Origin of the sequence: Planosporangium spinosum (assembly GCF_049999945.1) — a bacterium.
Classification (GTDB): domain Bacteria; phylum Actinomycetota; class Actinomycetes; order Mycobacteriales; family Micromonosporaceae; genus Planosporangium; species Planosporangium spinosum.
Genome location: NZ_JBLYUB010000002.1, coordinates 108,687 through 134,336, shown reverse-complemented (window position 1 = coordinate 134,336; position 25,650 = coordinate 108,687). Strand labels below are relative to the sequence as shown.

22 protein-coding genes are annotated in these 25,650 nt (G+C 71.1%); 16 read left to right on the top strand and 6 right to left on the bottom strand.

The window, feature by feature from the left end; translation table 11 throughout:
* Positions 1-83 precede the first annotated feature (83 nt).
* Positions 84-1,118: a glycoside hydrolase family 5 protein gene (locus tag ACNTMW_RS03410; RefSeq protein WP_426631852.1), complete on the bottom strand. Its 1,035-nt coding sequence runs from the start codon at positions 1,116-1,118 to the stop codon at positions 84-86.
* 389 nt (positions 1,119-1,507) lie between these two features.
* Between ACNTMW_RS03410 and ACNTMW_RS03405 the strand changes: the two genes are divergently transcribed.
* From ACNTMW_RS03405 to ACNTMW_RS03390, 4 genes are read left to right on the top strand one after another with little or no spacing between them, the layout of a single operon-like run.
* Complete coding sequence (locus ACNTMW_RS03405) at positions 1,508-1,930, top strand: hypothetical protein (RefSeq protein ID WP_426631851.1); 423 nt, start codon at positions 1,508-1,510, stop codon at positions 1,928-1,930.
* Positions 1,931-1,943: 13 nt separating this feature from the next.
* The gene (locus ACNTMW_RS03400; protein ID WP_426631850.1) at positions 1,944-2,687 is read left to right on the top strand and encodes a hypothetical protein; all 744 of its coding nucleotides are present in this window, start codon (positions 1,944-1,946) and stop codon (positions 2,685-2,687) included.
* A 13-nt stretch (positions 2,688-2,700) separates the two neighbouring features.
* Positions 2,701-3,015 carry a hypothetical protein gene (locus ACNTMW_RS03395; protein WP_426631849.1) on the top strand — a complete coding sequence of 105 codons (315 nt, stop codon included), beginning with the start codon at positions 2,701-2,703 and terminating at the stop codon, positions 3,013-3,015.
* 20 nt (positions 3,016-3,035) lie between these two features.
* Positions 3,036-3,824 carry a hypothetical protein gene (locus ACNTMW_RS03390; protein ID WP_426631848.1) on the top strand — a complete coding sequence of 263 codons (789 nt, stop codon included), beginning with the start codon at positions 3,036-3,038 and terminating at the stop codon, positions 3,822-3,824.
* 230 nt (positions 3,825-4,054) lie between these two features.
* On the opposite strand, the gene gsmA is transcribed toward ACNTMW_RS03390, so the two are convergent.
* Positions 4,055-5,467: a sporangiospore maturation cell wall hydrolase GsmA gene (gene gsmA, locus ACNTMW_RS03385; protein WP_426631847.1), complete on the bottom strand. Its 1,413-nt coding sequence runs from the start codon at positions 5,465-5,467 to the stop codon at positions 4,055-4,057.
* Positions 5,468-5,638: 171 nt separating this feature from the next.
* Here gsmA and ACNTMW_RS03380 point away from each other — a divergent pair, with 171 nt between their 5' ends.
* From ACNTMW_RS03380 to ACNTMW_RS03365, 4 genes are all read left to right on the top strand, one after another.
* Positions 5,639-6,907, top strand: coding sequence for a nucleotide sugar dehydrogenase (locus ACNTMW_RS03380; RefSeq protein ID WP_426631846.1), 1,269 nt, complete (start codon positions 5,639-5,641; stop codon positions 6,905-6,907).
* A 35-nt stretch (positions 6,908-6,942) separates the two neighbouring features.
* The gene (locus ACNTMW_RS03375; protein ID WP_426631845.1) at positions 6,943-7,605 is read left to right on the top strand and encodes a GntR family transcriptional regulator; all 663 of its coding nucleotides are present in this window, start codon (positions 6,943-6,945) and stop codon (positions 7,603-7,605) included.
* On the top strand, positions 7,602-8,927 hold the full coding sequence (locus tag ACNTMW_RS03370) for an MFS transporter (RefSeq protein ID WP_426631844.1): 1,326 nt from the start codon (positions 7,602-7,604) through the stop codon (positions 8,925-8,927). The genes ACNTMW_RS03375 and ACNTMW_RS03370 overlap by 4 nt, the downstream gene beginning before the upstream one ends.
* 99 nt (positions 8,928-9,026) lie before the next feature.
* Positions 9,027-9,737 carry a hypothetical protein gene (locus ACNTMW_RS03365; RefSeq protein ID WP_426631843.1) on the top strand — a complete coding sequence of 237 codons (711 nt, stop codon included), beginning with the start codon at positions 9,027-9,029 and terminating at the stop codon, positions 9,735-9,737.
* A 63-nt stretch (positions 9,738-9,800) separates the two neighbouring features.
* Here ACNTMW_RS03365 and ACNTMW_RS03360 read toward each other — a convergent pair whose 3' ends face one another.
* Entirely contained in the window at positions 9,801-10,766 is a 966-nt protein-coding gene (locus tag ACNTMW_RS03360; RefSeq protein WP_426631842.1) for an NAD-dependent epimerase/dehydratase family protein, read from the bottom strand.
* Between the two features lie 150 nt (positions 10,767-10,916).
* A complete protein-coding gene (locus ACNTMW_RS03355; RefSeq protein ID WP_426631841.1) occupies positions 10,917-12,104 on the bottom strand; it encodes a glycosyltransferase in 1,188 nt (395 codons plus the stop codon).
* 287 nt (positions 12,105-12,391) lie between these two features.
* On the opposite strand from ACNTMW_RS03355, the gene asnB reads away from it, so the two are divergent.
* The 4 genes from asnB (at position 12,392) to ACNTMW_RS03335 (ending at position 18,013) form a co-directional block, all read left to right on the top strand.
* Entirely contained in the window at positions 12,392-14,314 is a 1,923-nt protein-coding gene (asnB, locus tag ACNTMW_RS03350; RefSeq protein ID WP_426631840.1) for an asparagine synthase (glutamine-hydrolyzing), read from the top strand.
* Complete coding sequence (locus tag ACNTMW_RS03345) at positions 14,311-15,447, top strand: glycosyltransferase (protein ID WP_426631839.1); 1,137 nt, start codon at positions 14,311-14,313, stop codon at positions 15,445-15,447. Before asnB ends, ACNTMW_RS03345 begins: the two co-directional genes overlap by 4 nt.
* A 13-nt stretch (positions 15,448-15,460) precedes the next feature.
* Positions 15,461-16,750: a lipopolysaccharide biosynthesis protein gene (locus tag ACNTMW_RS03340; RefSeq protein WP_426631838.1), complete on the top strand. Its 1,290-nt coding sequence runs from the start codon at positions 15,461-15,463 to the stop codon at positions 16,748-16,750.
* A 153-nt stretch (positions 16,751-16,903) separates the two neighbouring features.
* Positions 16,904-18,013, top strand: coding sequence for a glycosyltransferase (locus tag ACNTMW_RS03335; RefSeq protein WP_426631837.1), 1,110 nt, complete (start codon positions 16,904-16,906; stop codon positions 18,011-18,013).
* 48 nt (positions 18,014-18,061) lie between these two features.
* Here the strand turns inward: ACNTMW_RS03335 and ACNTMW_RS03330 are convergent, their stop codons facing one another.
* A complete protein-coding gene (locus ACNTMW_RS03330; protein WP_426631836.1) occupies positions 18,062-19,228 on the bottom strand; it encodes a glycosyltransferase family 4 protein in 1,167 nt (388 codons plus the stop codon).
* Between the two features lie 175 nt (positions 19,229-19,403).
* Here ACNTMW_RS03330 and ACNTMW_RS03325 point away from each other — a divergent pair, with 175 nt between their 5' ends.
* Entirely contained in the window at positions 19,404-20,537 is a 1,134-nt protein-coding gene (locus ACNTMW_RS03325; protein ID WP_426631835.1) for a glycosyltransferase, read from the top strand.
* Here ACNTMW_RS03325 and ACNTMW_RS03320 read toward each other — a convergent pair.
* A complete protein-coding gene (locus ACNTMW_RS03320) occupies positions 20,511-21,824 on the bottom strand; it encodes an O-antigen ligase family protein (RefSeq protein ID WP_426631834.1) in 1,314 nt (437 codons plus the stop codon). The two genes, ACNTMW_RS03325 and ACNTMW_RS03320, sit on opposite strands and share 27 nt — an antisense overlap.
* 270 nt (positions 21,825-22,094) lie before the next feature.
* Here ACNTMW_RS03320 and ACNTMW_RS03315 point away from each other — a divergent pair, with 270 nt between their 5' ends.
* The 3 genes from ACNTMW_RS03315 (at position 22,095) to ACNTMW_RS03305 (ending at position 25,592) form a co-directional block, all read left to right on the top strand.
* Positions 22,095-23,102 carry an NAD-dependent epimerase/dehydratase family protein gene (locus tag ACNTMW_RS03315; RefSeq protein ID WP_426631833.1) on the top strand — a complete coding sequence of 336 codons (1,008 nt, stop codon included), beginning with the start codon at positions 22,095-22,097 and terminating at the stop codon, positions 23,100-23,102.
* A 2-nt stretch (positions 23,103-23,104) separates the two neighbouring features.
* Positions 23,105-24,304, top strand: a complete 1,200-nt coding sequence (locus ACNTMW_RS03310) for a glycosyltransferase family 4 protein (RefSeq protein ID WP_426631832.1) — start codon at positions 23,105-23,107, stop codon at positions 24,302-24,304.
* A 127-nt stretch (positions 24,305-24,431) separates the two neighbouring features.
* On the top strand, positions 24,432-25,592 hold the full coding sequence (locus ACNTMW_RS03305; protein WP_426631831.1) for an LCP family protein: 1,161 nt from the start codon (positions 24,432-24,434) through the stop codon (positions 25,590-25,592).
* Positions 25,593-25,650 lie beyond the last annotated feature (58 nt).

Below are 25,650 nucleotides of genomic sequence, written 5' to 3'. Positions count from 1 at the left end.
CGCCCCCCGTCTCGATCACCGGAGGACGGGGTGCGACGACCGGTTGAGCCCGCCGCCGGCATGCCCCGAGCGAGATCGCCGACCTACTCGGCTGCCACCCGGCCACCGTAAACGGTGGCTTCCTTCGAGGTCGCCCGGATGCCGTTGGCGCCGTTGAAGAGGCGCTGACCCCACGAGGTCAACTGGTCGACGTGGAAATCGGTCGCCAGGTCGAGGTACTCGACGCCGCCGCTGTTGCCGCTCCATGACCAGCCCAGGTAGCCGATACCGCGGGACTGTGCCTCGTTGATGATGGTGTCCTCGTCCACGTCACCGTCGGTGTGCTTCCACCCGAACTCGCCGACCACCAGTGGCAGTCCGGCGCTGTGGAAGGCGTTGTAGTAGTCGGTGATCGTGGCGGCGGTGCCGTACACGCCGTACATGTGGACGGAGAACACGGTGTTGCGCTGCGGATCGCTGGTGAACACCGACGAGGCGGTGTTGCGCATGACGCCCGACCAGTCCTGTCCCCAGCCCGGTCCGTCGACCATGATCAGGTGCTCGAGGCCGGCGTCGCGCAGCTTCTTGATCGCTCCGCTCGTCGCGCCGGTCCAGGCGGAGGCGTTGTTGTTGCCGTACGGCTCGTTGCCGATGTTGATGACGACGTAGTTCTCCTGGCCGGCGAGCACACTCTTCAGGCCGATCCAGTAGTCGGCGGCCGCGTCCAGCGTGATGGTGCCACCGTTGTCGCCATACCCGGTGGTGTCGTGGTTCTCCAGGACGCAGATGAGCCGGTGCTGTTTGCACCTCGAGATGACGTCGGACACCTCGCCGGCTCCGATGCCGCTGTCCAGCACCACGCGGACGGTGTTGGCGCCCAGCCTCTTGAGGTCGGCGAACGATTGGTTCTGGTCCTTGTGCCAGGCGTACGGGTGGCTGACCCCGCGCATGACGAAGCTGTTTCCGTTGGCTTCGACGATGTCCGTACCGTTGATGTGGAGGCCGACCGCGCGCTGCGCCGGCGGCGGTGACTGCGCCGACCGGGCCGACTGCGCCGACCGGTCCCACTCGGTGGCGGCGAATACGAACGCGATGAGCGCGGCGCAGACCACTCCCACCGTAACCGCTGGTTTTCTCATGATCTCCCTCGGCCTAGGTTGCTGAGGGAAACGTTTTGGTAACGCTACGTATTCCAGCTGTGGCTACCTCGAACGCCCGCATGAGCCGCCGAGCGGGCTCACCGCATCGGCCCGCGATCACATGATCAGGCGATCAACAGGCCGTGACGCGACAACCGGGGACCATCAACAGGCCGTGACGCGACAATCGGGGACCGCCAGCAGCAACCATCGGCCACCTCTGTTGTCGCCGCTCAGTGGCCGTGCCGGTACCCGTAGATCTTGCCGGGGGGTCGCACAATTCACCGCCACTTCACGGAACGTGATTGTCCTGTGCCGGGAGTCAAGGGCCGGTTGCGGACATCCATGGGACGGCGACGTCTGATGGTGAAGCACTAGGCTCGTCGGCCATGGGGTCGAAGGCCAGAGGCGGCAGGCGAGACGCGCCGGTGGTGTGGGGCTTCGTGGCCCTGTTCTGCCTGGGTACGGTTCTCTTCGCCGTCCTGCACACGACGTCGGCGGGCAGCCGTACGGTCTTCGGGCCGGCCGGCTCGACCGGCGTCCTCCTGGTGGCGCTGGCGGCAACGGTGGTGGGTGTGGTGGTCGCCCTCGTTCCGGCGGTGCCGCGGGCGGGCCGGGTTGTCGTGGGCGTCGTGATGGCCGTCATCTGGGCCGCGGTCTGCGCAATGGCCGGTGCCAGCCTGTTCGTTCCGCACGCGCCCAATACGCTGACCGGCCTGCTGCTGGCCGGTGGCGCGATCGGGATGGGCGGTGTGCTGGTCCACCTGGTGCGCCGGCGAGTCAGGCCGGTGGCCGGGACGGAGCACTCATGAACATGGGGACGGCGTGAACGAGGACTTCATGCGGGAGTTGGCTCGACTCCAGCGCTATACCGCCGGTCTGTCTAGGTTGATGGCTGATGCGCAGTCTCGGCTGGCGCGGCGGGCCGAGGGGAGCGACGGCAGCGGCAGGGTCTCGGCCGTGCTGGCTCCTGACGGGCTACCGGAGACGCTCCACGTCCGCTCCGATTGGCGGGATGCGCTGGATCCGGCCCGCGTCGGCGACGCGGTTGTCGAGGCGTGCCGGGTAGCGGCGAACGAACGGATGGCCTCCTGGTCCCGGTCATTGGAGGACGAGGGTTGGCTGGCCCGGGCGAACCGGCTGCGCGAGGACGTCGAGGAACGGCCGGTCGCGGCGGAGCCGGTGACGGGTCGGCCGGTGGGAGTCGATCAGGCCGGGCCGCGGTCGATGGAGTCGCTCGCCGAGGGCGTCCTGACCGAGTTCGACACGGTCGGCCGGTTCGCCGGCGCACCGGTACTGACGGCGACGGGCACCGGCTCGGATCGCACCGGCCACGTCACCATCACGCTGTCGAAGGCGGGCGTCACCTCGTGCGCGGTCGACCAGCACTGGGTCGCACGGCAGGCCGGTACGGACCTGAACAGTGCGTTCGCCGAGGCGCTGGCGGAGGCCCGCACCGACCTGGTGCGGGTGCTCGAGCAGGCGCCGGATCCGACGGCACGCCTCGACCAGTTGCTGGGCGACGCCCTGTCGCTCCTCGCCGATCCTCAGCGGCTCGCCGACTCCTGAAGGGACTGTGCCGATGACGTCACCCAGCAAGACGGATATTGAGGTCGCGATCGCGTCGCTCCGCGCCGAGGCCGACATCTGGGACGGCCAGAGCGAGCAGATCGCGGCGATCGTTCCCAGGGTCGAGGCGTTGCGGATGACCAGGCTGGAAGCCGGGATCTTCCAGCTGATGGTGTCCTCGTACGACCAGGTGGTGGACCTGGTCACCGCCCGCTGCCACGAGGGCGCCCAGCGCACGACCGAGATCGCTTCCACGCTCCGCCACGTCGCCGACACCTACGAGGACGACGAGCGCCGCAACGAGCACGCCTTCCGCAACCTGTACTGACCTCTTCCGGAGACCTCGCCATGGCATTCAGCACCGCGCAGTACGAAGCCGCGATCGACAAAATCAACTCCGGGCTTCAGGACATCAACGCCAAGATGCAGCAGTTGCCGCCCGCTGCCCGTGCGGCCATGGACCACTGGTACGTCACCCAGCCCGTCGCCGACATGATCGCCTGGTCGTGCGACAAGGTCGTCGAACTGGCCTCCGACCTCCTTGAGAAGCTCATCGAGCTGCTCAAGGGCAGCGTTGCTCCGATCTACATGTTCATGTACTCGCTGGACTGGGAAGACGTCCGCGGACTTGCCACAGGGGTCGCCGGGCAGCTCAAGCCGGAGGCGCTCAGCGTCGACACACACTGGAAGGGTGCGGCAGCCGACGCCTACGCCAGGCAGATCACGCCGCAGGCGGAGGCGGCCGCCCGTATCGGTACCGTCGCCGACAAGACCGCCCTGTCGCTTCAGGTCTGCGCCGGCGCCGCGCTCGCCTTCTACCTGGCGCTGGGAGTCATCGTGGTCAAGTTCATCATGGCCATGGTCACCACCCTTGCCGCCTACGCCAGCGCGGTCTTCTCCTGGGCCGGTCTGGCGCTCACCATCGAAGAGGCGTCGGTCAACACCGCCGCGATCCTCACCGCGGTCGGAGCACTGCTGGCGGTACTCGGTGCGCAGGCCAAGGAGATGGCCTCGCTGCACGGTGAGGCGGTCGACAAGAGCGCCTTCCCCGGCGGCGCGTGGCCCGACGCCACCACGGCGAACTTCACGGACGCCACGGTCACGGACGGGGACGCGGACTGGGCCTTCGAGCGGTGACCGAGGTGCCGGGCGGTCACGCGCGGCTGCCCATCGTCCGGAACACGCACGGAGTGACCACGCGCAGACATCGGTCCGGCTGTTGTTCGCTCCTGCTGGATGACGGTCCGCCACAACCATGATCAGGCCGTCGCCGGGCCGTCAGCGGTTGACCGGAATCAACCACTGACGCTTCCCGACGACGGCCTTCGACCAGGTCAGGGCCTGTCGCCACCAGGGCGACCGGGCTGTCAGAACTTGTCGTACTGGTACAGGTTGTACTGGCGCATCAGGCTCTTGACGTTGTCCACGTATGTGGGGCTCGTCGCGTACCCGGCCTTCCAGATCTCGTACAGGAACTGGTCGGCGTTGGTGGTGTAGTTGAAGGCCGGCTTGTACCGGCTGTTGGTGGTCAGGAAGTACCCGTGGTCGCGGAACGAGTCCGTGATCGACGCGTACGTGCGGAACGAGGCGTACGTGGGGTAGCAGTTCGGCGTGCACTCGTACGTGGCGTACGTGTGGCAGCCGTTGGCGATCGGGCCGGGGCTGCCGTTGAAGCACTTGATGCCGAAGTAGTTGCGGTCGTTGGCGGTCAGCGCGCTCTTGCCCCAGCCCGACTCCAGGATGGCCTGGGCGATCGTCACCGACGGCGGCACCTGGAACTCCCGGAAGCCCTGCTGGGCCGGGGCGACCGCGGCGGCGATGAACTGGGCGTTGGTCTGGCTGCCCACCGGTCCGGTGCCGCCGGTGACCGGGGCGCCGCCGGCGCAGGTCGGCAGCGCCGCGTCGGTCTTCACATACGCGTGGGACACGTAGTTTCCGCTGGTCAGCTGGTTCCACTGGCTGGTGGAGCGGACCGTGCCGGTGACGTAGGAGCCGGCGACCGCGCAGGTCATGGTGACCGTGCCGCCGTTGGCGACCTGGCCTGCGATGCTGGCGCCGGTCGACGGGCCGCTGCGGACGTTGAGCGGGCCGCCCTCGGTGTCGGCGGTGCCGCTGTACGTGGCCGGCACCGGCGCCGGGGCCGGCGTGGTCGGCGCGGGCGCCGGGGTGGTCGGCGCGGGGGCCGGTGCCGCAGTGCAGGACGGCAGGGTCGTGCCGGTCACGATGTAGGCGTGGGACACGTACCCGCCGGAGGCGGTCTTGTCCCACTGCGCGGTGGTGCGGACCGCGCCGCGGATGGTCTCGCCGTTGACCTGGCAGGTGAGGGCCACACCGTCCCAGTTGTTGATGGTGCTGATCCGGTCGGACGTGCTGCTGGGGCCGCTGCGGACGCTCAGCGGGCCACCTTCGGTGCGCACGTACGGGCCCGCGGCGCTCACCGGCGAGTTGGCCGGCGCGTCGACGGAGGCGCACGACGGCAGGCTCGCGCTGGTCTGCATGTACGCGTGGGACACCCAGCGACCGTCGGTGAGCCGGTCCCATTGGCTGGTGGCGCGGACGGTGCCGCTGACCCAGGAGCCGGTTGACTGGCAGGACAGCCCGAAGATGGTGCCGTTGCGGACCTGAGTCACGGTCGCTGCCTGGGTCGACGGGCTGCTCCGGACGTTGAGGGGGCCGCCGTCGGTACGCACCGTCGCGGCGATCGACGCTGCCGACGCGGCTTCCATACCGACGCCGAGCACGGCGCCTGTGGTGGAGGTCGCGAGGAGTGCGCCCAGCATCAGTCGTCGAATGTTCGGGTTCATGAGTATGCCTTCCGTGGCGGGGGTCACTACCGACGGTCATGGCACGGGGTTGCTGGCCGGGTTCACGGAAGGGTGCTGGTCGGTTGCGTGTCGAAATGCCCGGATCGCTCGTTATGCCCGTGGATTGCCCATATGGCAGGGAGAGCGATGAGCGCGCAGGTGGAAAAGGTCGTCTTGGTGGGGCAGGGGTACGTGGGCCTGCCTGTCGCGATGGCCGCGGTCGAGGCCGGATACGACGTGGTCGGCATCGACCTGGACGTGACCAGGGTGAAGAAGCTGAACGTGGGTGAGTCCTTCGTCGAGGACATCACCGACGAGCGGCTCGCCGCGGCGCTGGCGAGCGGGCGGTACAAGGCCAGCTACGACTACGCCGACGCGGCCGGGTTCGACATCTGTGTCATCACGGTGCCGACGCCGCTGCGCGAGGGCATCCCGGACCTCACCTTCATCGAGGAGGCCGGCCGGGCCATCGCCGAGCACGTCCGTCCGGGCTGCACGGTGATCCTGGAGTCCACGACCTACCCGGGCACCACCGACGAGCTGCTGCGGCCGATCATCGAGGGCCGTACCGGCCTGGTCTCGCCCGGCGACTTCCACCTCGGGTACTCGCCGGAGCGCATCGACCCGGGCAACCCGAACTGGCACCTGGAGAACACCCCGAAGGTGGTCTCCGGCCTGGACGGTGCGGCGCTGGAGAAGGTGCAGGGCTTCTACGGCCGGCTGGTCGAGCGGACCGTGCCGGTGGCGAACGTCCGTACCGCGGAGCTGACCAAGCTGCTGGAGAACACGTTCCGCCACGTCAACATCGCGCTCGTCAACGAGCTGGCGATCTTCGCCGGCCAGCTCGGCGTCGACGTGTGGGAGGCGATCGACGCGGCCGCGAGCAAGCCGTTCGGCTTCATGCCCTTCCGGCCCGGTCCGGGCGTGGGCGGCCATTGTCTGCCGATCGATCCGTCATACCTGTCCTGGCAGGTCAAGCGCACCCTCGGCCACTCGTTCCGGTTCATCGAGCTGGCCAACGACATCAACGACCGGATGCCCGAGCACGTGGTGCAGCGGCTGATCGGCGGCCTCAACAACCGGCGCAAGGCGGTCAACGGCAGCCGGATCCTGCTGCTGGGCCTGGCGTACAAGAAGAACGTCGGTGACTGCCGGGAGTCGCCGGCCATCCACGTCGCCGAGGCGCTGCGCAAGCTGGGCGCCGAGGTGCGCGCGGTCGAGCCGTACGCCGAGGAGGCGCACCTGCCGTCGGGCGTGGCAATTGTGGACCTGACCGCCGAGGAGCTGGCCACGGCCGACGCGGTGGTGATCCTCACCGACCACGATGTCTTCGACTACGCGGCGGTCGGCGCCAGTGGGACGTACGTGTTCGACACCCGCAACCGGTGCAACGGGGATCACGTCGAGCGGATCTGATCGAGGGGCAGGGGTCGGCCTAGGATAGATACATCATGTATCCATCCTCACCGGCCCCGCACCCGGCCCCGTCCGCCACGACCCGCGTCTACCAGCACCTCAAGCGCGCCATCCTGGAACAGCTGCACCCCGGCGGCGCGCTGCTGACCGAAGCCGAGATCGCCGAGTCGGTCGGCGTCTCCCGTACCCCCGTCCGCGAAGCGCTGCTGCGCCTGGAGTCCGAGGGGCTCGTCGCGCTGTACCCCAAGCGGGGCGCGCTCGTCCTGCCCGTGTCCGCCCAGGAGATCGACGAGGTCATCGAGGCCCGCACCCTGGTCGAGGGGCACGCCGCCGGCCGGGCCTGGCCGCGCCGCGCCGAACTGGTCGGCGCGCTCGAGCCGCTGCTCGCCGCGATGCGCGCGGCCCGGGCCGCCGGTGAGGTCGCCGCGTTCATGGAAGCCGACCGGGCCTTCCACGCCGCCGTCGTGGACGCCGCCGGCAACCGCATCCTCGCCGACCTGTACCACCGGCTGCGCGACCGCCAGATGCGCATGGGCGTGGCGTCGATGAGCTTCTCGCCGGACCGCATGGACCGGGCGATCGTCGACCACGAGGAGATGGTCGGGGCGCTGCGCGCCGACTCCCCGGACCGCTGGACCGCGCTGGTGACCGGTCACGTCGCCACCGCCGCCCGGCAGATCCGGGGGATCGAGGGATGACCGCACCGGCGACGATCTCGCAGAAGAAGGCGCTCCTGGTGTGGAGCGCGGGCGTGTTCGCCTACGGCGCCGCCGTGTTCCACCGCTCCTCGCTCGGCGTCGCCGGGGTCGAGGCCGCCCACCGGTTCGGCATCAACGCGTCCACGCTGGCGATCTTCTCCGTCGCGCAGCTCGTCGTGTACGCGGCCATGCAGGTCCCGGTCGGGATCCTGCTCGACCGGTTCGGCTCCCGGCGGCTGCTCGTCGCCGGCGCCGCGCTGATGGGCGCCGGGCAGCTTCTCTTCGCGCTCGCGTCCGACGTGCGGCTCGCCATCGTCGCCCGGGTGCTCATCGGGCTCGGCGACGCGATGACCTTCATCAGCGTGATCCGGGTGGTCGCGCTGTGGTTCCCGCCCCGGCGCAACCCGATCATGGTCCAGCTCACCGGCGTCACCGGCCAGCTCGGCTCGCTGGCGTCGGCGGTACCGCTGGTCGTACTCCTGCGCGACGCCGGCTGGACGGCCACCTTCCTCGCGGCGGCCGGGCTCGGCCTCGGGGCCGTCGTACTCGTGATCGTCGCGCTGCGCGACCACCCCTACACCGGGGAGGCGCCGCCGGCCCCGCCGTCAAACGCCGCGGTCCGCGCCGGCCTGCGCGCCGCGTGGTCGGAGCCGGGCACCCGGCTCGGGCTGTGGACCCACTTCGTCACCCAGTTCTCCGGTACGGTCTTCGCCCTGCTGTGGGGGTACCCGTTCCTCGTCTCCGGGGAAGGGCTGCCGCCGGCCACCGCCGCGCTGCTGCTGTCGGTGCTGACCGTCGCCGCCATCGTCATGGGACCGGTCATCGCCAACTTCTGTGCCCGCCGGCCCTACCACCGCTCGGTGCTGGTCCTGGCCATCCCCGCGAGTTCGGCCGTGGCCTGGGCGGTCGTGCTGCTGTGGCCGGGACGCGCGCCGCTGTGGCTACTCGCGGTGCTGGTGCTGGTGCTGGCGATCAACGGCCCCGGTTCGATGATCGGATTCGACTACGCGCGTACCTTCAACCCGGCCAGCCGCATCGGCGGGGCGACCGGCATCGTCAACGTCGGCGGCTTCGTCGCCTCGATCATGCTGATCGTCGGCGTCGGGGTGGTCCTCGACGTGCTCACCCCCGACTCGGCCGGGGCGGCCTACTCGTTGACCGCCTTCCGCTGGGCGTTCGCGCTGCAGTACCTGCTGTGGGGGCTCGGCGCGGTGCAGGTCGTGCGCTACCGCAACGCCACCCGCCGCAACCTCGCCGCCCGTGACCCGGAAGCGTTCGCCGCGCTGCGCCGAGGGGCACTGACACCCGCCACCGCCGAGTAACGCCCGCGGCCGGGTAACCGACGAGGTCGATGCCCGCACCCGTGCCCGCCCGGCGGTGAGCACTTGCGCCAGGGCGGGGCGGGTGCGGAGATTGGTCTTGTGACATCACACGCGGTGCGCCGGCTGAGGCGTGCATGGGACGTCCTGATCGGGCCGGCGGTCGACGCCGCCGTGCACCGGCAGTGGCGACGGTTCTCGCTGGCCGCGGTCGCGGCGCTGGCCGTGTTCGGGCTGGGCTGCGCCTACCGCACCCCGGCGGGGCACGCGTTCATCGAGGCGTACGCGATCACCCGCCCCGGTGACGGCTGGGCGACGGTCGCGCTGCGGCTGCCGCTGTCGATGTTCGCCCCGGCCGCGCTGCTGCCGTTCTGGTTCGCGGTGCTGCAGGTCGCGCTGGTGTACGGGCTCGCGCAGCCGATTCTCGGCTGGTGGCGCACCGTCGTGGCGGCCGTGGTGGGGCACGTGCTGGCCACCTGCTCGGCGCACCTGTGGATCCTGCTCGGCCGGCCGTTCGGGGTCGGGCACGGCTACGACACCTTCGGCGACGCCGGCCCGTCGGTGGCGGTGGTGGCCGTCATCGCGTACGTGGCCGTGGCGTGCCGCGCCTACTGGCTGGCCGGCGTGCTGGCCGCCTACGACACGGCCGAGATCATGGTGTTCAACGGCCTGTCGCAGCGCGAGCACCTGCTCGGCGTGCTGGCCGGAGCCGCGTGCGCCGGTGCGGGTCGGTTCGTCGCCACCCGCCGGCCGGCCCTCGCTGACCCGGCGGGAGCCTCCGTGGCGGCCGACCCGGCGGGAGCATCCGCGTGAACCGACCCGGCGGGCCGGGCTTGCCGAGCCCGGCCCGGCGGGGGACGGCGAACCCGGTGGCGGTCAGGCGCCGGGGGTGGCGGCGAGGTCCCCGCGGTAGGCGGGCAGGCCGCGGAACCAGGCCACGGTGTCGGCCAGGCCGACCTCCAGCGGGGTCGGGGTGACGTCGGGGAACAACGCCCGCAGCCGGTCGTCGGCGGCCTGCGAGTCGCGGACGTCGCCGGTACGCGGTGCTTCGTGTGCCACCTCCAGCGGCCGACCCAGTAGGCCCGACAGTCGGTCGATCAGCTCCAGCAGCGAGGTACGGGAGCCGTAGGCGAGGTTGACGGGGACGTCGGAGCGGACCCGGCCGATCGCCGCGTCGGCGAGGATCCGCGCCACGGTGCCCACGTAGGTGAAGTCGCGGGTCTGGCGACCGTCGCCGTGGACCCGCAGCGGCTCGCCGCGCAGGGCCGCGTCGACGAAGGCGGGGATCACGGCCGCGTACACGTGCCCGGCGGGCTGCAGCGGCCCGTAGACGTTGAAGAACCGGAACGCGAGCGTGGGCAGGCCGTACGAGGTGGCGTAGGCGAGCGTGTACGCCTCGGTGGCGAGCTTGCTGGCCGCGTACGGGCTCAGCGGGCGGGTGGCCAGGTCCTCGTGCTTGGGTAGCGCGCTGACCGAGCCGTAGACCGACGAGGACGAGGCGACCACCGCGTAGGCACCCACCTGCCGGGAGGCCTCCAGCACGTACAGCGTGCCGGTGGCATTGGCGTCGTGGCTGGCGACCGGGTCGGCGACCGAGCGGGGGACCGACGCGCGGGCCGCCAGGTGCACCACGGCGTCGGCGCCGGCGACCACGTCATTGAGCAGCGGCCGGTCCAGGATGCTGCCCTCGATCAGCTCGACCGGTACCCCGGCCAGGTTGTCGGCGCTGCCGGTGCTCAGGTTGTCGAGCGCGACGACCTGGCTGACCTCCGGCCGTGCGACCAGTTCCCGGCACAGGTTGGCCCCGATGAAACCGGCACCACCGGTCACAACGACCTTCATCCGTGTATGTCCTCTCTTGTTCGCCGATCCCGCCGGTTCCGGCGTGGGATCCGTGACGGTACGCCAGCGGTCCCCTGTCGACGTCACGTGTTCAGTGGCGAATAATACCTTTTTGTCCGGTAACCGAGCGACGGCGCGCGCCGGGAGTTGTCACGCCCGCGCCGACGTCAGCCAGCCGCGCTCCGCGGCGAGCGACGTGTAGAGGTCCCGCGTACCGGCCACCAGTCGGCGGGTGCCGAACCGGTCGGCGGTCAGTTCCCGGGCCTGCCGGCCCATCTCCAGCCGTAGCGGGTGGTCGTGCAGCAGCCGTACGACGTGGGCGGCCAGCTCGTCGGTGAGCGCGCGCTCGTCGTGCGCCGGCCCGTCGTGGCCCGCGGCGGTGTGCGGCGCGGCGAGGAGGCCGGTCCGGCCGTCCACGACGATCTCGGCAACGCTCCCCACGTGGGTGGCCACCGCGGGGACCCCGGCCAGTCCGGACTCGATCAGCGACACCGGCATGCCCTCGTTGTCCGAGGTCAGCAGCGTCACGTCGGCCGCGGCGTACACGGTCTCCACGTCGGCGCGCCAGCCGAGCAGGCGGATCGCGTCGCCGAGGTCGGCCGTCGCCTCGGTCAGCTCGCCGAACAGGTCACCATCGCCGCAGGCGACGAACGTGGCGTCGGGCGCGCTGGCGAGGACCGCGCGCGCGACCCCGACGAGCCGGTCGGGGCGTTTGATGCCGGTGATCCGCCCGACGTAGGCGATCACCGGTCCCCGCGCCGGCAGGCCGAGCAGGGCGCGGGCCTCCTCGGCCGGGGGTGCCGGGCGCAGGTCGGTGCCGGGTGGCAGGACGGCGTACTGCTCGGGCCGGCCGATGCCGGCGGCGAGCAGATCGTCGCGGACCCTCGCACCGACGGCGACCAGTCGCGCGGTGCGGTGGGCGAGTGCGCGTTCGGCGCCCGTGACGGCCCGCGTCACGGATCGGGAGAAGTACCCGTGCAGCAGGTGCCCGTGGTAGGTGTGCACCTGGGCCGGCACGCCCGCGAGCCCGGCGGCTATCCGGCCCAGCACTCCCGCCTTGGCGGTGTGCGTGTGCACGATGTGCGGCCGGAAGCGGCGCATCGCGGTGACCAGGTGCCCCAGTGCCCGCAGGTCGTCGCCGGGGCGCACGGACCGCCCCAGTCCGGGAACCCGGTGCACGGGCAGGTCCGGGGCGCACAGGCGCAGGTAGTCGGCCTCGTCGTCGCCGACCTCGCCGGCGTAGAGCCGCTGGTCGAAGCGCTCCGGTTCGAGGTCGCGCAGTACCGCGCTGACGAGCAGGGCGGGGCCGCCGACGTTCATCCGGGCGATGATCTGCATGATCCGGATGGGGTCGGAGCCCGGGCCCGTTTCGGTTCTGACCCAGTCATCCATCGTGGGCATAACCGGCTGGTCGTGGCGCGGGGTCATGGCCCGAATGGCCGATTGATGACTTAAAAGGTATGAATCCGGACGTTGCTGCCGTAACCGGTGGGGCCGCTACCGCGATATCCCCCGAGGCAGCAGTCGCGTCGAGTGGAGACGCTGGCCCTACAACGAGCGTGACCTGTCGGAGGGGACGGTATGACAATGCACGGATTCGGCGTGGCTGTCCGGCGGGAGCGCCCATGTGCGGGATAGCCGGCGTCGTGTCGAACTCGTCGCGGCCCGCGGCCGATCTGCTGCACCGCATGTGCGACGTCATCATCCACCGGGGCCCGGACGGCGCCGGCTACCACACCGATGAGCACGCGGCGCTCGGTATGCGGCGCCTCGCCATCATCGACGTGGCCGGCGGACAGCAGCCGGTCAGCAACGAGGACGGCACGGTGGTCGCCGTCTTCAACGGCGAGCTCTACAACTTCCCCGAGCTGCGGGCCGAACTCATCGCGCGGGGACACCGCCTCGCCAGTGACGGCGACAGCGAGTGCCTCGTACACCTCTACGAGGAGTACGGCGACGAGCTTGTGCACCGGTTGCGGGGCATGTTCGCGTTCGCGATCTGGGACACCCGGCGCGGCCGGCTGCTGCTGGCCCGCGACCGGGTGGGCAAGAAGCCGCTGTACTGGCACGCCGACGGCACCTCGCTGCGCTTCGGCTCGGAGCTGAAGTCCCTGGTGCAGGACCCGGCGGTGCCCCGCAGGCTGGACCTGGTCGCGATGCACCACTACCTGACCTACCAGTACGTGCCGGCGCCCTGGTCGATCTACGAGGGCATCTCCAAGCTGCCGCCGGGCCACCTGCTGGTGTGGCAGGACGGCCGGGTCGACATCCGCTCGTACTGGCGGCTGGACGTCACCCCGCGGGCGGTCACCGACGAGGAGCAGGAGGCGCAGCGGCTGCGCGACCTGCTGCTCGACGCGGTGAGGGTCCGGATGATCAGTGAACGGCCGCTCGGTGCGTTCTTGTCCGGGGGCATCGACTCCGCGGCGGTGGTGGCGGCGATGGCGCAGTCCACCGGCGAGCGGGTGAAGACGTTCAGCATCGGATTCGACAACCCCGACTTCGACGAGCGTCGGTACGCCCGGGCGGTGGCCGACCGCTACGACACCGACCATCACGAGATGGTGGTCACCCCACACGCCCTGGACGTGCTGCCCACGCTGGCCTGGCACTTCGATGAGCCGTTCGCCGACTCCTCGGCCATCCCGAGCTTCTACGTCGCACAGCTGAGCCGCCAGCAGGTGACCGTCGTGCTGACCGGCGACGGCGGGGACGAGTCGTTCGGCGGCTACACGCGGTACGCGCTGATGGCCCGGTTGGAGCGGCTGACCGCGCCGCGCCTGCTCCGTCCGGCGCTGGCGCGGCTGGGCGCGGGCCTCGCCGCCGGTGCCCGCCCGGGTTCGCCGCGCCGCCGCGCCGGCCGCGGACTGGAGATGCTCGGTCAGCCGGCGTCGCGCCGGTACGCGCCGATGATGTCGTACTTCACCCCGGACCAGAAGGTAGCGCTCTACACCGACGAGCTGCGCGCCCAGCTGGCCGGTGTCGACAGCTACCGGCTGCTCGACGAGGTGTTCGACGCCTCGCGCGCCGACACCGCCACCGGCCGGGCCATGGACGCCGACGTCAACATGTACCTGCCCGGTGATCTGCTGCCGAAGGTCGACATCAGCACCATGGCCAACTCCCTGGAGGCGCGCGCGCCGTTGCTCGACCACCAGCTGATGGAGTGGGCGGCCGGGCTGCCGACCCGGCTCAAAGTTCGGGGCGGTGAGACCAAGTACCTGCTCAAGCGGGCTGTCGAGCCGTGGCTGCCCGAGGAGCTGATGAACCGGCCGAAGATGGGCTTCGCCGTGCCGCTGGCCAGCTGGCTGCGCGGCGAGCTGCGAGGGCTGGCCCATGACGTGCTCACCGACGACACCGCGCGGTCGCGCGGCCTGTTTCGGCCGGACGCCGTCGCCACGCTGCTGCGTGAGCACGAGGAAGGCGTCAACCACGCCAGCCGGATCTGGGCGCTGATCCAATTTGAGCTGTGGCACCGGATGTTCATCGACACCCCGACCGCGCCGTCGCGGCCCGACCAGGGGCTGACGGGAATGCGCCAACGGTGACCGGCCTGCCGAGGCGGGACCTTCCGCTGCGGATCGTGCTCGTGGTGGGGACACTCCAGGTCGGCGGCACCGAGACGCAGCTGGTCAAGCTCGCATCCGGGCTGCGTGCGCGCGGCCACGATGTCCACGTCATCGCGTTGCTGGGCGGCGGGCCGCTGGCGGCGCCGCTTCGTGCGGCCGGCGTGGAAACTCGGATCTTCGCGTTCGGGGCGCAGCGCCAGCGTCACCACCCGGGCGGCCGATCGGCCGCCCGGGTGGTGCTGGGCGAGGTTCGCGAGCTGTACCGGGTCTGGCGCCACCTACGGGCCCTGCGCCCGGACGTGTGCCACGCGTTTCTCTACACCTGCAACACGCTGGTGCTGCCGTTGGCCTGGCTGGCGAGGGTACCGCTGCGGGTGGCCGGCAGACGGGGGCCGGACCCGGAACTGAAGGGGCTGCGGCATCGGACGGTGGAGGCCATCGGCCGTCGCGCGGCCTCGGTGCATCTGTGCAACTCACGGGCCGGTGCCGCGGAGGTGGTAAGCGCCGAGGGTGTCCCCGCATCGCGCGTGCTCGTTATCGCCAACGGAGTGGAGATTCCCGAAGCTGTTGCCCAAGCGGCACGGCAGCCCGCCCACGGGGTGGTGGTCGCGCAGCTACGGCCGGGCAAGGGGCATGAGGATCTGCTGGCCGCGTTGGCGTCGCTGCCCGCCCCGCCGAGGGTCTGCCTGATCGGTGACGGACCGCAGCGGCGAGCCATCGAGGAGCAGGTGGACCGGCTCGGCCTCGCTGGCGTGGTGCAGCTGGCCGGTGAGCGATCCGACGTGCGGGAACTGTTGCCCGCATACCAGTTCGCGATGCTGCCATCGCACGGTGAGGGGCTTCCCAACGCCGTCCTCGAGGCGATGGCGGCGGGGCTTCCGGTCATCGCAACCGCGGTCGGTGGCGTCCCTGACGTGGTCGTTGACGGGGTGACGGGGATCCTCGTCCCGCCACGCGCGCCGGACGCCCTGGCTGTGGCGATCGCCCAGCTTGCGGACGACCCGGATCTGCGGGTCCGGCTCGGTGCCGCCGCGCGGGCGGCCGCGATGGACTTCAGCGTGCCGGCCTGCGTCAACCGGCACGAGGCGATCTACCGGCAGTGGCTGCCGTGACAGGCCGGCTGCCGTGAAAGGCACGATCCGGCAGATCGCGGGTACGGCCGCGACCCGTCTCGCGTGCATGGTCCTCGGTGCGGTGACCGGCGTGGTCGTTGCTCGGGCGCTGCACCCGGAGGGGCGCGGGGCGTTCGCCGTGGTCATGACGCTCGCCACCATCACCCTGTCGGTGGGTCACCTGTCGGTGGAGCAGGCGCAGATGGCGCTGTGGCGGGACGCCCGCGCGATGATCCCGGCCAACGCGGCGCTCCTCGGCCCGGTCGTCGGGGGGTTCGCGGCGCTCACCGCCGCCGCAGTGGTGGCGGTTCTGGGCCGGGACGTGGTGCCACTGTCCAGCGTCACCCTCACCGGCGTGGCACTCCTGTCGGCGCCCTTCGGCATGACCGTGCTGTACCTCAACAGCGTGCTGGTGCTGCAGGCCCGCGTCGACGTGGTCAACCGCAGCCTCCTGATCACGACGCTGCTGCAGGTCGCCGTGCTGCTCGGCTGCGCGTTCACCGGCACGCTCACCGTTGCCGTCGCGATCTGGGTATGGTCGGTCAGCGTCGGTTTCCCGCTGGTCGTCCTCATCCCGGCGATCCGGCCACGGCTGCGCGACCGGAACCTCGGCTTCGCCCGCCGTACCGTCCTGTTCGGACTCCGCTACCATGCGGGCTTCGCGGCTCTGTTCCTGCTGATGCGCCTGGACGTGCTCATCCTCAACGCGCTGTCCGACGCAATGGCGGTGGGGCTGTACGCCGCCGCCGTCACCGTCGCCGAGATGAGCCGGATCCTCACCGACGCCGCCGCACAGGTGGCCACGTCCCGCCAGGCCGGCGGCGAGCTGACGGACGCGGCGGTGGTGACCGCGCGGGCCACCCGGCTGTCGACGCTGCTGGCCTGCGCGGCGGTCGGCGGCGTGTGCGTGGTGGCGCCGCTGGCCGTACCGCTGCTGTACGGGGAGGCGTTCCGCGGCAGCGTGGCGGCGCTGTTCGCACTGGCACCCGGCATGTTCGCGCTCGGAGCGACCCGCGCGCTCGGCGTGTACCTGCTCAGACTCGACCGGCCGGTACGGATGACGGCGATCACGGTGGTGGCTGTGGCCGCCAACATCCTGCTCTGCCTGGTGCTGATTCCCCGTTGGGGCATCGTCGGCTGCGCGCTGGCGTCGAGCGCCTGCTACGTCGCCGTGGCAGGCTGCCAGGTCGCCTGGTTCGTGCGGGCCACCGGGGTGCCTCTCACCGGACTGTTGCCGGGCCGGGCGGAGATCGTGCGGCTACGCCGTACGGTTGCGGCCCGATCGGGTTCGACAGGGGACTGACCGTCGCGGAGCACTGGGGCCTGCCGGCCAGGTACGGCGTGTAAAGGCGGCCGCGCAGAGCGTCCTCAGTACCATCACGGAATGCTACTTCGCTTGCGTCGGCGGTCGGCTGCCGACGGTGGGAGCGGTTCGCGCGTCCGCCGCGTCTGTCTGGTGATCGGTCAGCTCACTGCGGGGGGTGCCGAGAAACAGGTGGCGCTGCTGGCCAAAGAGCTGAGCCGTCGGGGTGTGGCAACCAGCGTGCTACTGCTGTTTCGTGGCGGTCCGCGGGAGGCAGAGCTGGTCGATGCCGGAGTCGAGGTTGTCCACCTCGGCTTCGGCCGGCGAAACGGCCGCCGGGCGTTCGGACACAACCTCGCCGTGTTCGCCCGGATGGTGGGCCATCTGCGCCGGACGAAGCCTGACGTGCTGCACGCGTTCCTGTTCCACAGCTATCTGGTTGCCGCCCCGGCGGCGTGGCTGGCGCGGGTACCGGCGATGGTCGCGGGCCGGCGCAGTCTCGGCTATTTCAAAGAGGGCCGACGGCTGATGCTCGCCCTGGAGCGGGTGGCGAACTGGATGACCGACCTTGTAGTGGCCAATGCCGAGGCGGTCGCCGCCGACGTTTACCGGCAGGAGAGGCTTTCGCCCCGGAAAGTCGCCGTGGTGTACAACGGCCTGCCTGAGCCGGCGTTCGCCCCGGCGGAGCCGGCGGAGGTGATTACGGACCTGCCGGTCGTGCTCTGCGTGGCGAACCTGAAGTGGGAGAAGGGACACAAGTACCTCGTCGACGCGGTCGGCCGCCTGCGCGACCGTAGCGCGCCGTGCACCCTCGTGCTCGCCGGGGCAGGTACGGAAGAGCCGGCGCTGTGCCGACAGGCCGCCGAGCTCGGGGTGGACGTCCGGTTCCTGGGGACCCGCTGGGACGTCGACCGGCTTCTCGCACGTGCGGACGTCGCCGTGCTTCCGTCGCTGACCGAGGGGATGCCCAACGCGGTGATGGAGGCGATGGCGGCGGGCACGCCGGTGGTGGCGACCACGGTCGGCGGCACTCCGGAACTCCTGCGCGGTCGCGGCGTTCTGGTGCCATCGGCGGACCCGCAGGCGCTGGCTGACGGGCTGTACACGGTGCTGTCCGACCGGGAGTACGCCGGCCGGCTGGCGCGGGAGGCGCAAACCTGGAGCCGGACGCACCTGCACGTCGACGTCATGGTCGACCAGCATCTGGCGCTGTACGCCGGACTGTTGCGGCGTCGGGGTGTACGCCCTGTTCAGGTCGGGTGATCTGCCCGGTCGGGCCCGTGGCGGTCGGAGGCTCGGCCGCCCGTCGCATTATTTCTCCGCGGCCGCGCGCAACGCCCGGTAGAACGCCTCGCGGCGGGGCCGCAGCCGCTCGATCGAGTAGTCCCGGGCCCGGGTCAGGTTGCGTGCCGACATCGCTCGCAGTCGGTCCTCGTCCCGCAGCACCTCGCGCAGGCGGTCGGCCAGCGCGGCGGCGGCGCCCGGGGCGACGAGGTCCTCCGGCGGGAGCAATTCAGGGTTACCGCCCACCGTCGAGGCCACGCAGGGCAACGCGCGCGCCATGGCTTCGACGACCGCCTTGGGCAGACCCTCGGCGCGCGACGGGAGCACGAACAGGTCCGCGTTGTCGAGCAGGCGCCGTACCGGGGCGCCCGGCGGCACCGCCCCGGCGAACTCCACCAGGTCCGCCACGCCCAGCCGGGCCGCCAGCGCCTCGAGCGTCGGCCGGTACTTGCCGTCCCCGACGACGACCAGGCGCACCGGAACCCCGGATCGGCGCAGCCTGGAAACCGCCTCGATCAGTGTGTCGGTGCCCTTGTACAGCTGCTCCAGAGAGCCGACCGTGACCAGCCGTTGATCACCAGCCCGACGTAGGTCGGTGCGCGGCTCGGCAACGAAGGCGTCCGCGCCAAGTTCGACGTTGGAGTAGGTCGCTGTGAATGCCCCTGGTCTGGTCGGGTAGCGCGCCTGTAGCGCGTCGGCCACATAGGCGACGCAGGCCGCGCGCCGACACTCGCGGCGCAACTGCGCGACGAACCAGCGCTGGAACAGCGGACGGAGCGGATGCTGGACCGACCCCGATCCGAACGCGTCCCACGGATCTCCGATCACCTGCACGCCATATGCCTGTCCCCGGCGTTCGAGCACTGAGCACAGCAGCGCGCCGACGGCCGACGGTGCCCGCACGAGGACGGCGTCGCGCGGCGACACCGCCTGCTCGATCGCCCGGCGGATCGCGCCGCGCTGCCGCAGGAACTGTCCCGGGCCGAGGTAATGCGGAAGCGCGCACACCGATACCCCGTCACCGTCGACCTGTGCCATGCCGGGGGTCGCCCGCTCCACCGGCAACACCCGGGCCGCGACGGCGACCTCGTCGAAGACGGACAGGAACGGCTGCCAGAACCGGTACGCGAACGTGCCGGTCGACCACACCCGGCCGTCCGGAGTGCGCTGCAACCGTTCTTCAGTGGTACTCACGAGTCGCACGGTCGTCCTCCGCTTCGTTGCCGGTGCCACCGGCTTAACGAGGCGGCGCGCGACCGGTCGCGCCGGTGTGGGGTTCATCCGGGCCGCGTCGGTGATGCCGGGGCGTTCGTTGAGCCAGCCGGGGCCGCGGCCGGTCGGCTCTGGGACGAGGGGGAGGCGTAGCGAGATGCGCAGCGAGCCGCGGCGGGTCTGTCTGATGATCAATGATCTCGGTCTCGGTGGAGCCGAGAAGCAGGTCGTGCTGCTGGCCGAGGGCTTGCGGACGCGGGGGGTGGAGCCGGTTGTCCTGGTGCTGTTCGATGGCGGCGCCCGGGAGGGGGCGCTGCGGGCTGCTGGGGTGCCGGTGGTCCACCTCGGACTCGCCAGGCGGTCGGCGGGTTGGCGGATGCCGTTCATCGACGCGGTCGCGTTCGCCCGGTTGGTGGGCCACCTGCGCCGGCTCCGGCCCGACGTCTTGCACGTGTTCCTGCTCAACAGCCACCTCCTGGCCGCGCCGGCGGCGTGGCTGGCCCGTGTTCCGGTGCTCGTCGCCGGCCGTCGTAGCCTCGGCGCCTACAAGGAACGCTGGCCGCTGCGGCGAGCCGCCGAGCGGCTGGCGAACCGGGGGACCGCGCTGCTCATCGCGAACGCTGAGGCGGTGGCCGAGGACACCCGGCGCCAGGAAGGTGTGCCCGCAGACAAGGTGACGGTTGTGTACAACGGGTTGCCCGAGCGGGCCTTCCACCCCGCGCCGCCGGCCCACGTGGACACGGACCTACCCGTCGTGCTGTGCGTCGGCAACCTTCGCGCCGTCAAAGGCCACCGATACCTTCTCGACGCCGTGGGCCGGCTGGGCGAGCGCGGTACGCCTTGCACCCTCGTGCTGGTCGGCGAGGGTGCCGAGCGGGCCCCGCTGGAGCGCCAGGCGGCGGAGCTGGGCATTGACGTCCGCTTCCTCGGCGCGCGCACCGACGTCGACCAGCTTCTCGCTCGCGCCGATCTGGTCGTCTCCTCCTCCCTGGCGGAGGGGCTGAGCAACTCGATCATGGAGGCCATGGCCGCCGGCCTGCCGGTCGTCGGCACCGCGGTCGGCGGCACGGGTGAACTGCTGGCCGACGGTCGCGGTGTGCTGGTACCGCCGGCTGACCCGGAGGCACTTGCCACGGCGATCGCCGGCCTGCTCGTCGATCCGGGGTCGGCGCGCCGGACGGGCGCGGCGGCGCGTGCGTGGACCCGGGCCACGCTGCACGTCGACGCGATGGTCGACCGGCACCTGGTGATCTATCGGGACCTCCTACTGTCCCGCCGCCGTCGGGGGTGACCCCGGTGTCCGGGCCTTGAGCCAGTCGGTCGAGGCGATGGTCGAGGAGGCGGAATTCTGGCGGTGGCGTCCTTTGCCGCGACGGGCGGCAGCGTTGCCCGTCAACGCACCCAGCGCCACCCAGAAGGGAGCGGTGACGATGAGGTTGGACAGGGTGTTGGCGAACAGCAGTCCGACCGCGTAGGCGACGACCACCGCGCCGAGGACGGTGTATTCGGGGGTCCGCAGCGCACGCAGCCCCCGCCAGAGGAGGTACGCGAACAGCAGCAGCGCCACGACGCCGGCTTCCACGGCGAGGCGCAGGTAGTCGTTGTGCGTGTTGATGACGACGTGCTGCGGGGAGTGCAGGCCGGCGTACGGCGCGAACATCCCGTAACCGATGCCACGGCCGGGGTTGTCGAGCGCCACGTGCAAGGCGAACCGGGCGGCGTCGGCGCGGATCTCGTTGTTGGTGCTGAGCTCCTCGGTGCTGCGGCCGCCCAGGGCGAACTGCTGCACCACGGTCAGGGCGCCGGTGGCCAGCAGGGTGGCGGCGGCGGCGGCCGCGATCAGCGCCTTCCCCCGGAGTCGTCGCAGGTGGACGACGGCCTGGACGAGCAGGCCGGCGACGACAGCCACCATCGCACCCCGCGAGCGGGTGGCGACCAGCGCGGCCAGGGTCGGCAGCGCAGCCAGCAGCCACAGCGGACGGCGGTCCGTCCAGGCCAGGCCGATGGCCGCGATCGCCGGCACCACCAGCGCGGCGCCGAGATAGTTCGGATTCAGGGTGTCCGACACGAGACGGCCGTCCACGTACAGTCCTCGGACCAGCGCGTACGTCCCCTCGACGGCGCCGGTGAGCGCCACCACCTGGGCGAGACGGCGCGGCGAGGGCGGTGCGGCGAGCGCCGCCGACAGCAGGATCAGGCCTTCCAGCATGCCGATCAGGTCGTACGTGGGAGAGGCGGTCGGGTGCAGGGGGACGGCCGGAAACAGCAGGCTCACGCCGAGCACCACCACGAGTAGCACGATGGCGGCATGTTCCCGCCGTAGCCGTGCCGTTCCCGCGCAGATGTGTACGAGCATGCCGAGCACCAGCGCCGCCAACGCACCTCCGACTGCGGGTGTCGCGGCGTCGGGGAAGACATGGGCGAGCAGGAGTGCCGAGACGACCGGCGCGACCAGCATGGCCGTGACCCCCGGAAGGGTGAACACCACCAGTGGCGCGACGACGGCGAATCCGATCACCGCGAACAGACCGTGCCGGGACAGCAGGTACACGGCCAGCGGAACAGCCAGGGTCGACACTGCCAGAATCGCCGCACGGCGGGACCCTCCGATGAGGTCGGTTGGCCGGTAGGGCTGTTGCCGTTGGGCTGTTCGGCTAGTGGCGGCCACTCTTTGTCTCTTTCCTCGTTGACACTCCGACGCGACGGTGTCGGTGCTTGCCTTTTTGTATAGATACGCGGAGATTGTCCGCGTAGCGACAGAATACGGCCAGGCGCCCGGTTCCGGGTCGCAGGAGAGCCGCGAGTCGGCGAAGTAGAAACACGTCATTGAACTTTCAAGGAGTGCTGCATGCACGGCGGGACAACGCTGGTAACCGGCGGCGCCGGCTTCATCGGTTCGCACCTGGTCGATGCGCTTCTGGCCCGTGGCGAGTCCGTGATCGTGCTTGACGATCTATCGACCGGCCAGTTGTCGAACCTCGACCGAGCGTCCACGAACCCGCGTTTCCGGTTCGTGCGCGGATCAGTGCTCGACGAACTGGTGGTCGACCAGCTTGCGCACGAGTGCGACACGATCGTCCACCTCGCGGCCGCGGTCGGGGTGAAGCTGGTGGTCGACCACCCGCTCAGGTCGCTGCACACGAACATCCGGGGTGCGGAGAACATCATCGAGGCCGCCCACCGGCACGGGTGCAAGATCCTGGTGGCCAGTACGTCGGAGATCTACGGGAAGAACGCCAGCGGTCCGCTGACGGAGAACTCCGACCGGATCCTGGGCAGCCCGAGCATCATGCGCTGGGCCTACAGCACCGCCAAGGTGGTGGACGAGATCCTGGCCACCGCCTACCACCGGGAACTCGGACTGCGGTCGATCGTCGTCCGGTTGTTCAACACCGTCGGCCCGCGCCAGAGCCCGGCGTACGGCATGGTCATCCCCCGCCTGGTGCATCAGGCGTTGGCGGGCCAGCCGCTGACCGTCTACGGGGACGGCCAGCAGACCCGCTGTTTCGCGCACGTCGCCGATGTGGTGGCCGCCCTCGTGGCGCTCCTGGACGAGCCCGCCGCCATCGGCGAGACGTTCAACATCGGTAACAGCGGCGAGATCAGCATCCTCGACCTGGCCAAGCGCGTGATCGAGTACACGGGCAGCCGGTCCGACATCGTGCTCGTGCCCTTCGAGGAGGCGTTCGGCACCGGCTTCGAGGACATGAACCGCCGCGTCCCCGACACCGGCAAGCTGCAGGCGCTGACCGGGTGGATGCCGCTGCGCGACCTCGACGACGCGCTGTACGACATCATCGCCGAGGTCCAGCGCACGTCCGGCTCTCCCTCCCTGCCCGCCGCGGGGCTGGTCTGACCGTGTACACCGCCACCCACGTGGCGCCGGTCGTCACCGCGGCCGGGGCCTCGCTCGTCCTCGCCGCCGGGTTCACCGAGGTGATGCGCCGGTTCGCGCTGCGGTCCGGCCTCACCGACCGGCCCGCAGCGCACAAGCCGCACGCCCGTCCCACCCCGTACCTCGGTGGGGTCGCGGTCGCCGCCGGTGCGCTGCTGACGGCGCTGGTCCTGGTACCGCGCTGGGACACCGGGCTGGTCGCGCTCGCCGTGGGCGGCCTGGTCGTCGCCGTCCTCGGCCTGCTCGACGACGCGTGGACCCTGCCACCGGGGCCCCGGCTCGCGGTCGAGGTAGCGGTCGCGGGACTGTTCGTCACGTCCGGTGCCCGGGTACCCGTCTCCGGTCTGGCCTGGTTCGACGCGGTCCTCACCGCCGGCTGGCTGGTCGTGCTGACGAACTCGTTCAACCTGCTCGACAACACCGATGGCGCCGCGGGCTCGATCGCGACCGGCACGGCGGCGGTGCTGGCCGTGTACGCGCTGGTGAACGGCGAACCCGGGCTGGCCGTCCTGCTCGCCGGGCTGGCCGCGGCGGCGGGTGGCTTCCTGTCGCAGAACTGGCCGCCGGCGCGCATCTTCATGGGCGACGCCGGGTCGCTGTTCCTCGGCTTCACTCTCGCCGGGGCGACGGTGCTACTGACTGACCGCGCCGACGCGCCGGTCGACGGGCCCACCGTCCTGCTGCTGGTCACGTTCATCGCGACGGTGGACACGACGCTGGTCCTCATCTCGCGGCGGGCCGCGGGTCGTCGCTGGCTCGACGGCGGCACCGACCACGTCGCCCACCGGCTGCGTCGGCTCGGCCTGAGCCGCCCGCTGGTGCCGGGCGTCCTGGTCGCCGCGTCGGTGGTGACGTCGGTGTTCGGCATGCTCGTCGTGTCCGACGCGCTGCCCGGGACACCGGTCCTGCTCACCGCGCTGGCCGCCGGTGCGGTCGCGGTCGGGCTGCTCCTGCGGGTACCCGTGTACGGGCCGGCCGCCGGCCAACCGGTCGCCGCTCCCGTCGCCGACGGTGCGACGTTCGTGGACCTGGCCGCCGCCGACGGTGCGACGTTCGTGGACTTGGCCGCCGCCGACGGTGCGACGCTCGTGGACCTGGCCGCCGCCGACGGGGCGACGGTGGTCACCAGGCCGGGCGCAGCCGTCGATCCGGGACGCGCGTGACCTCTGTGAACAGCCAAGCATCGATGTCACCGTCGCCGGCGCCGCCACCGTCGTGGCGCCGGCGGGCGGTGTCCGTTGCCGTGGGCGGAGGAGCCCACGGCACTGTGACTGACGGAAGGACATGGTAGTGACGCGGCCCAACAACGGCTCTCCGTACCAGGCGGCGGGGCAGCAGCCTCCCGCTCCCGGCCGGCGGAACACCGGCGCCACCGGCGCCACCGGTGGTGCCGGTGGCGCATCCGGTCGGCGCGGCGGGAAGCGACCGCGGCCCCGGTGGCAGCGGGTGCTCCTCGTGGTCGGCGCGGTCGCCGCGATCCTCGTCGGCGCTGGGGTCATCACCGCGGTCACGCTGATGAACAGGGTGTCCGGCAACGTCGGTCGCATCGAGGACGCCTTCGCCGGCCTGGACGAGAGCAAGCGCCCGACCAAGCCGGAGGCCACCAAGGACAGCCAGACGTTCCTGCTGCTCGGTTCGGATTCCCGGGACACCGAGCAGACCACCGGCAGCGCCGCCAAGGGGAAGGCGTGGGTGCCGGGCGCGCAGCGCACGGACACCATCATGCTCGTCCACATCCCGGCGAACCACGGCTCCGCACAGGTCATCTCGATCCCTCGGGACTCCTGGGTCGACATCCCGGGCAAGGGCAAGAACAAGATCAATGCCGCCTACTCGCTGGGTGGTCCGAGCCTGCTGATCCAGACCGTCGAGAACCTCACGCAGGTACGCATCGACCACTTCGCCATCGTCGACTTCGCCGGGTTCAAGTCCATCATCGACTCGATCGGCGGCGTGGACGTCGAGATCGCCGAAGACACCGTCGACCTCGAAGGCAACAGGTTCCACAAGGGCATCAACCACCTCGACGGGACCACGGCGCTCGGCTACGTACGTCAGCGGCACGGTCTGGCGGCCGGTGACTTCGACCGGGTCAAGCGCCAGCAGAACCTGATACGGTCCGTCATGACGAAGCTCAGCACCTTCAACCCGGCCAGCGACCCGGTGGGGGCCTACCGTCTCATCGACTCGATGACCAAATCCATCTCGGTCGACGACCAGTTGTCGAACTCCCAGATGCGCGCGTTGGCGTTCGACGTCCCGCAGATCCGTGGCGGTGGCACCACGTTCCTGACCGCTCCGGTGCGAGGGACCGGGATGGAGGGCACGCAGAGCGTCGTCTACCTCAACGCCGACCAGGCCCCGGAGCTGTGGAACGCGGTCCGCAACGACAACGTGGCCGCGTACGCCAGTACCCACAGCAAGGACCTGCTGCCCGCCGTCCCCCGGTAACGACCACCGGACGGTGTCCGGCACGGGTGTCGTGAGCGACGAAGAAGGGGTGGCCCGA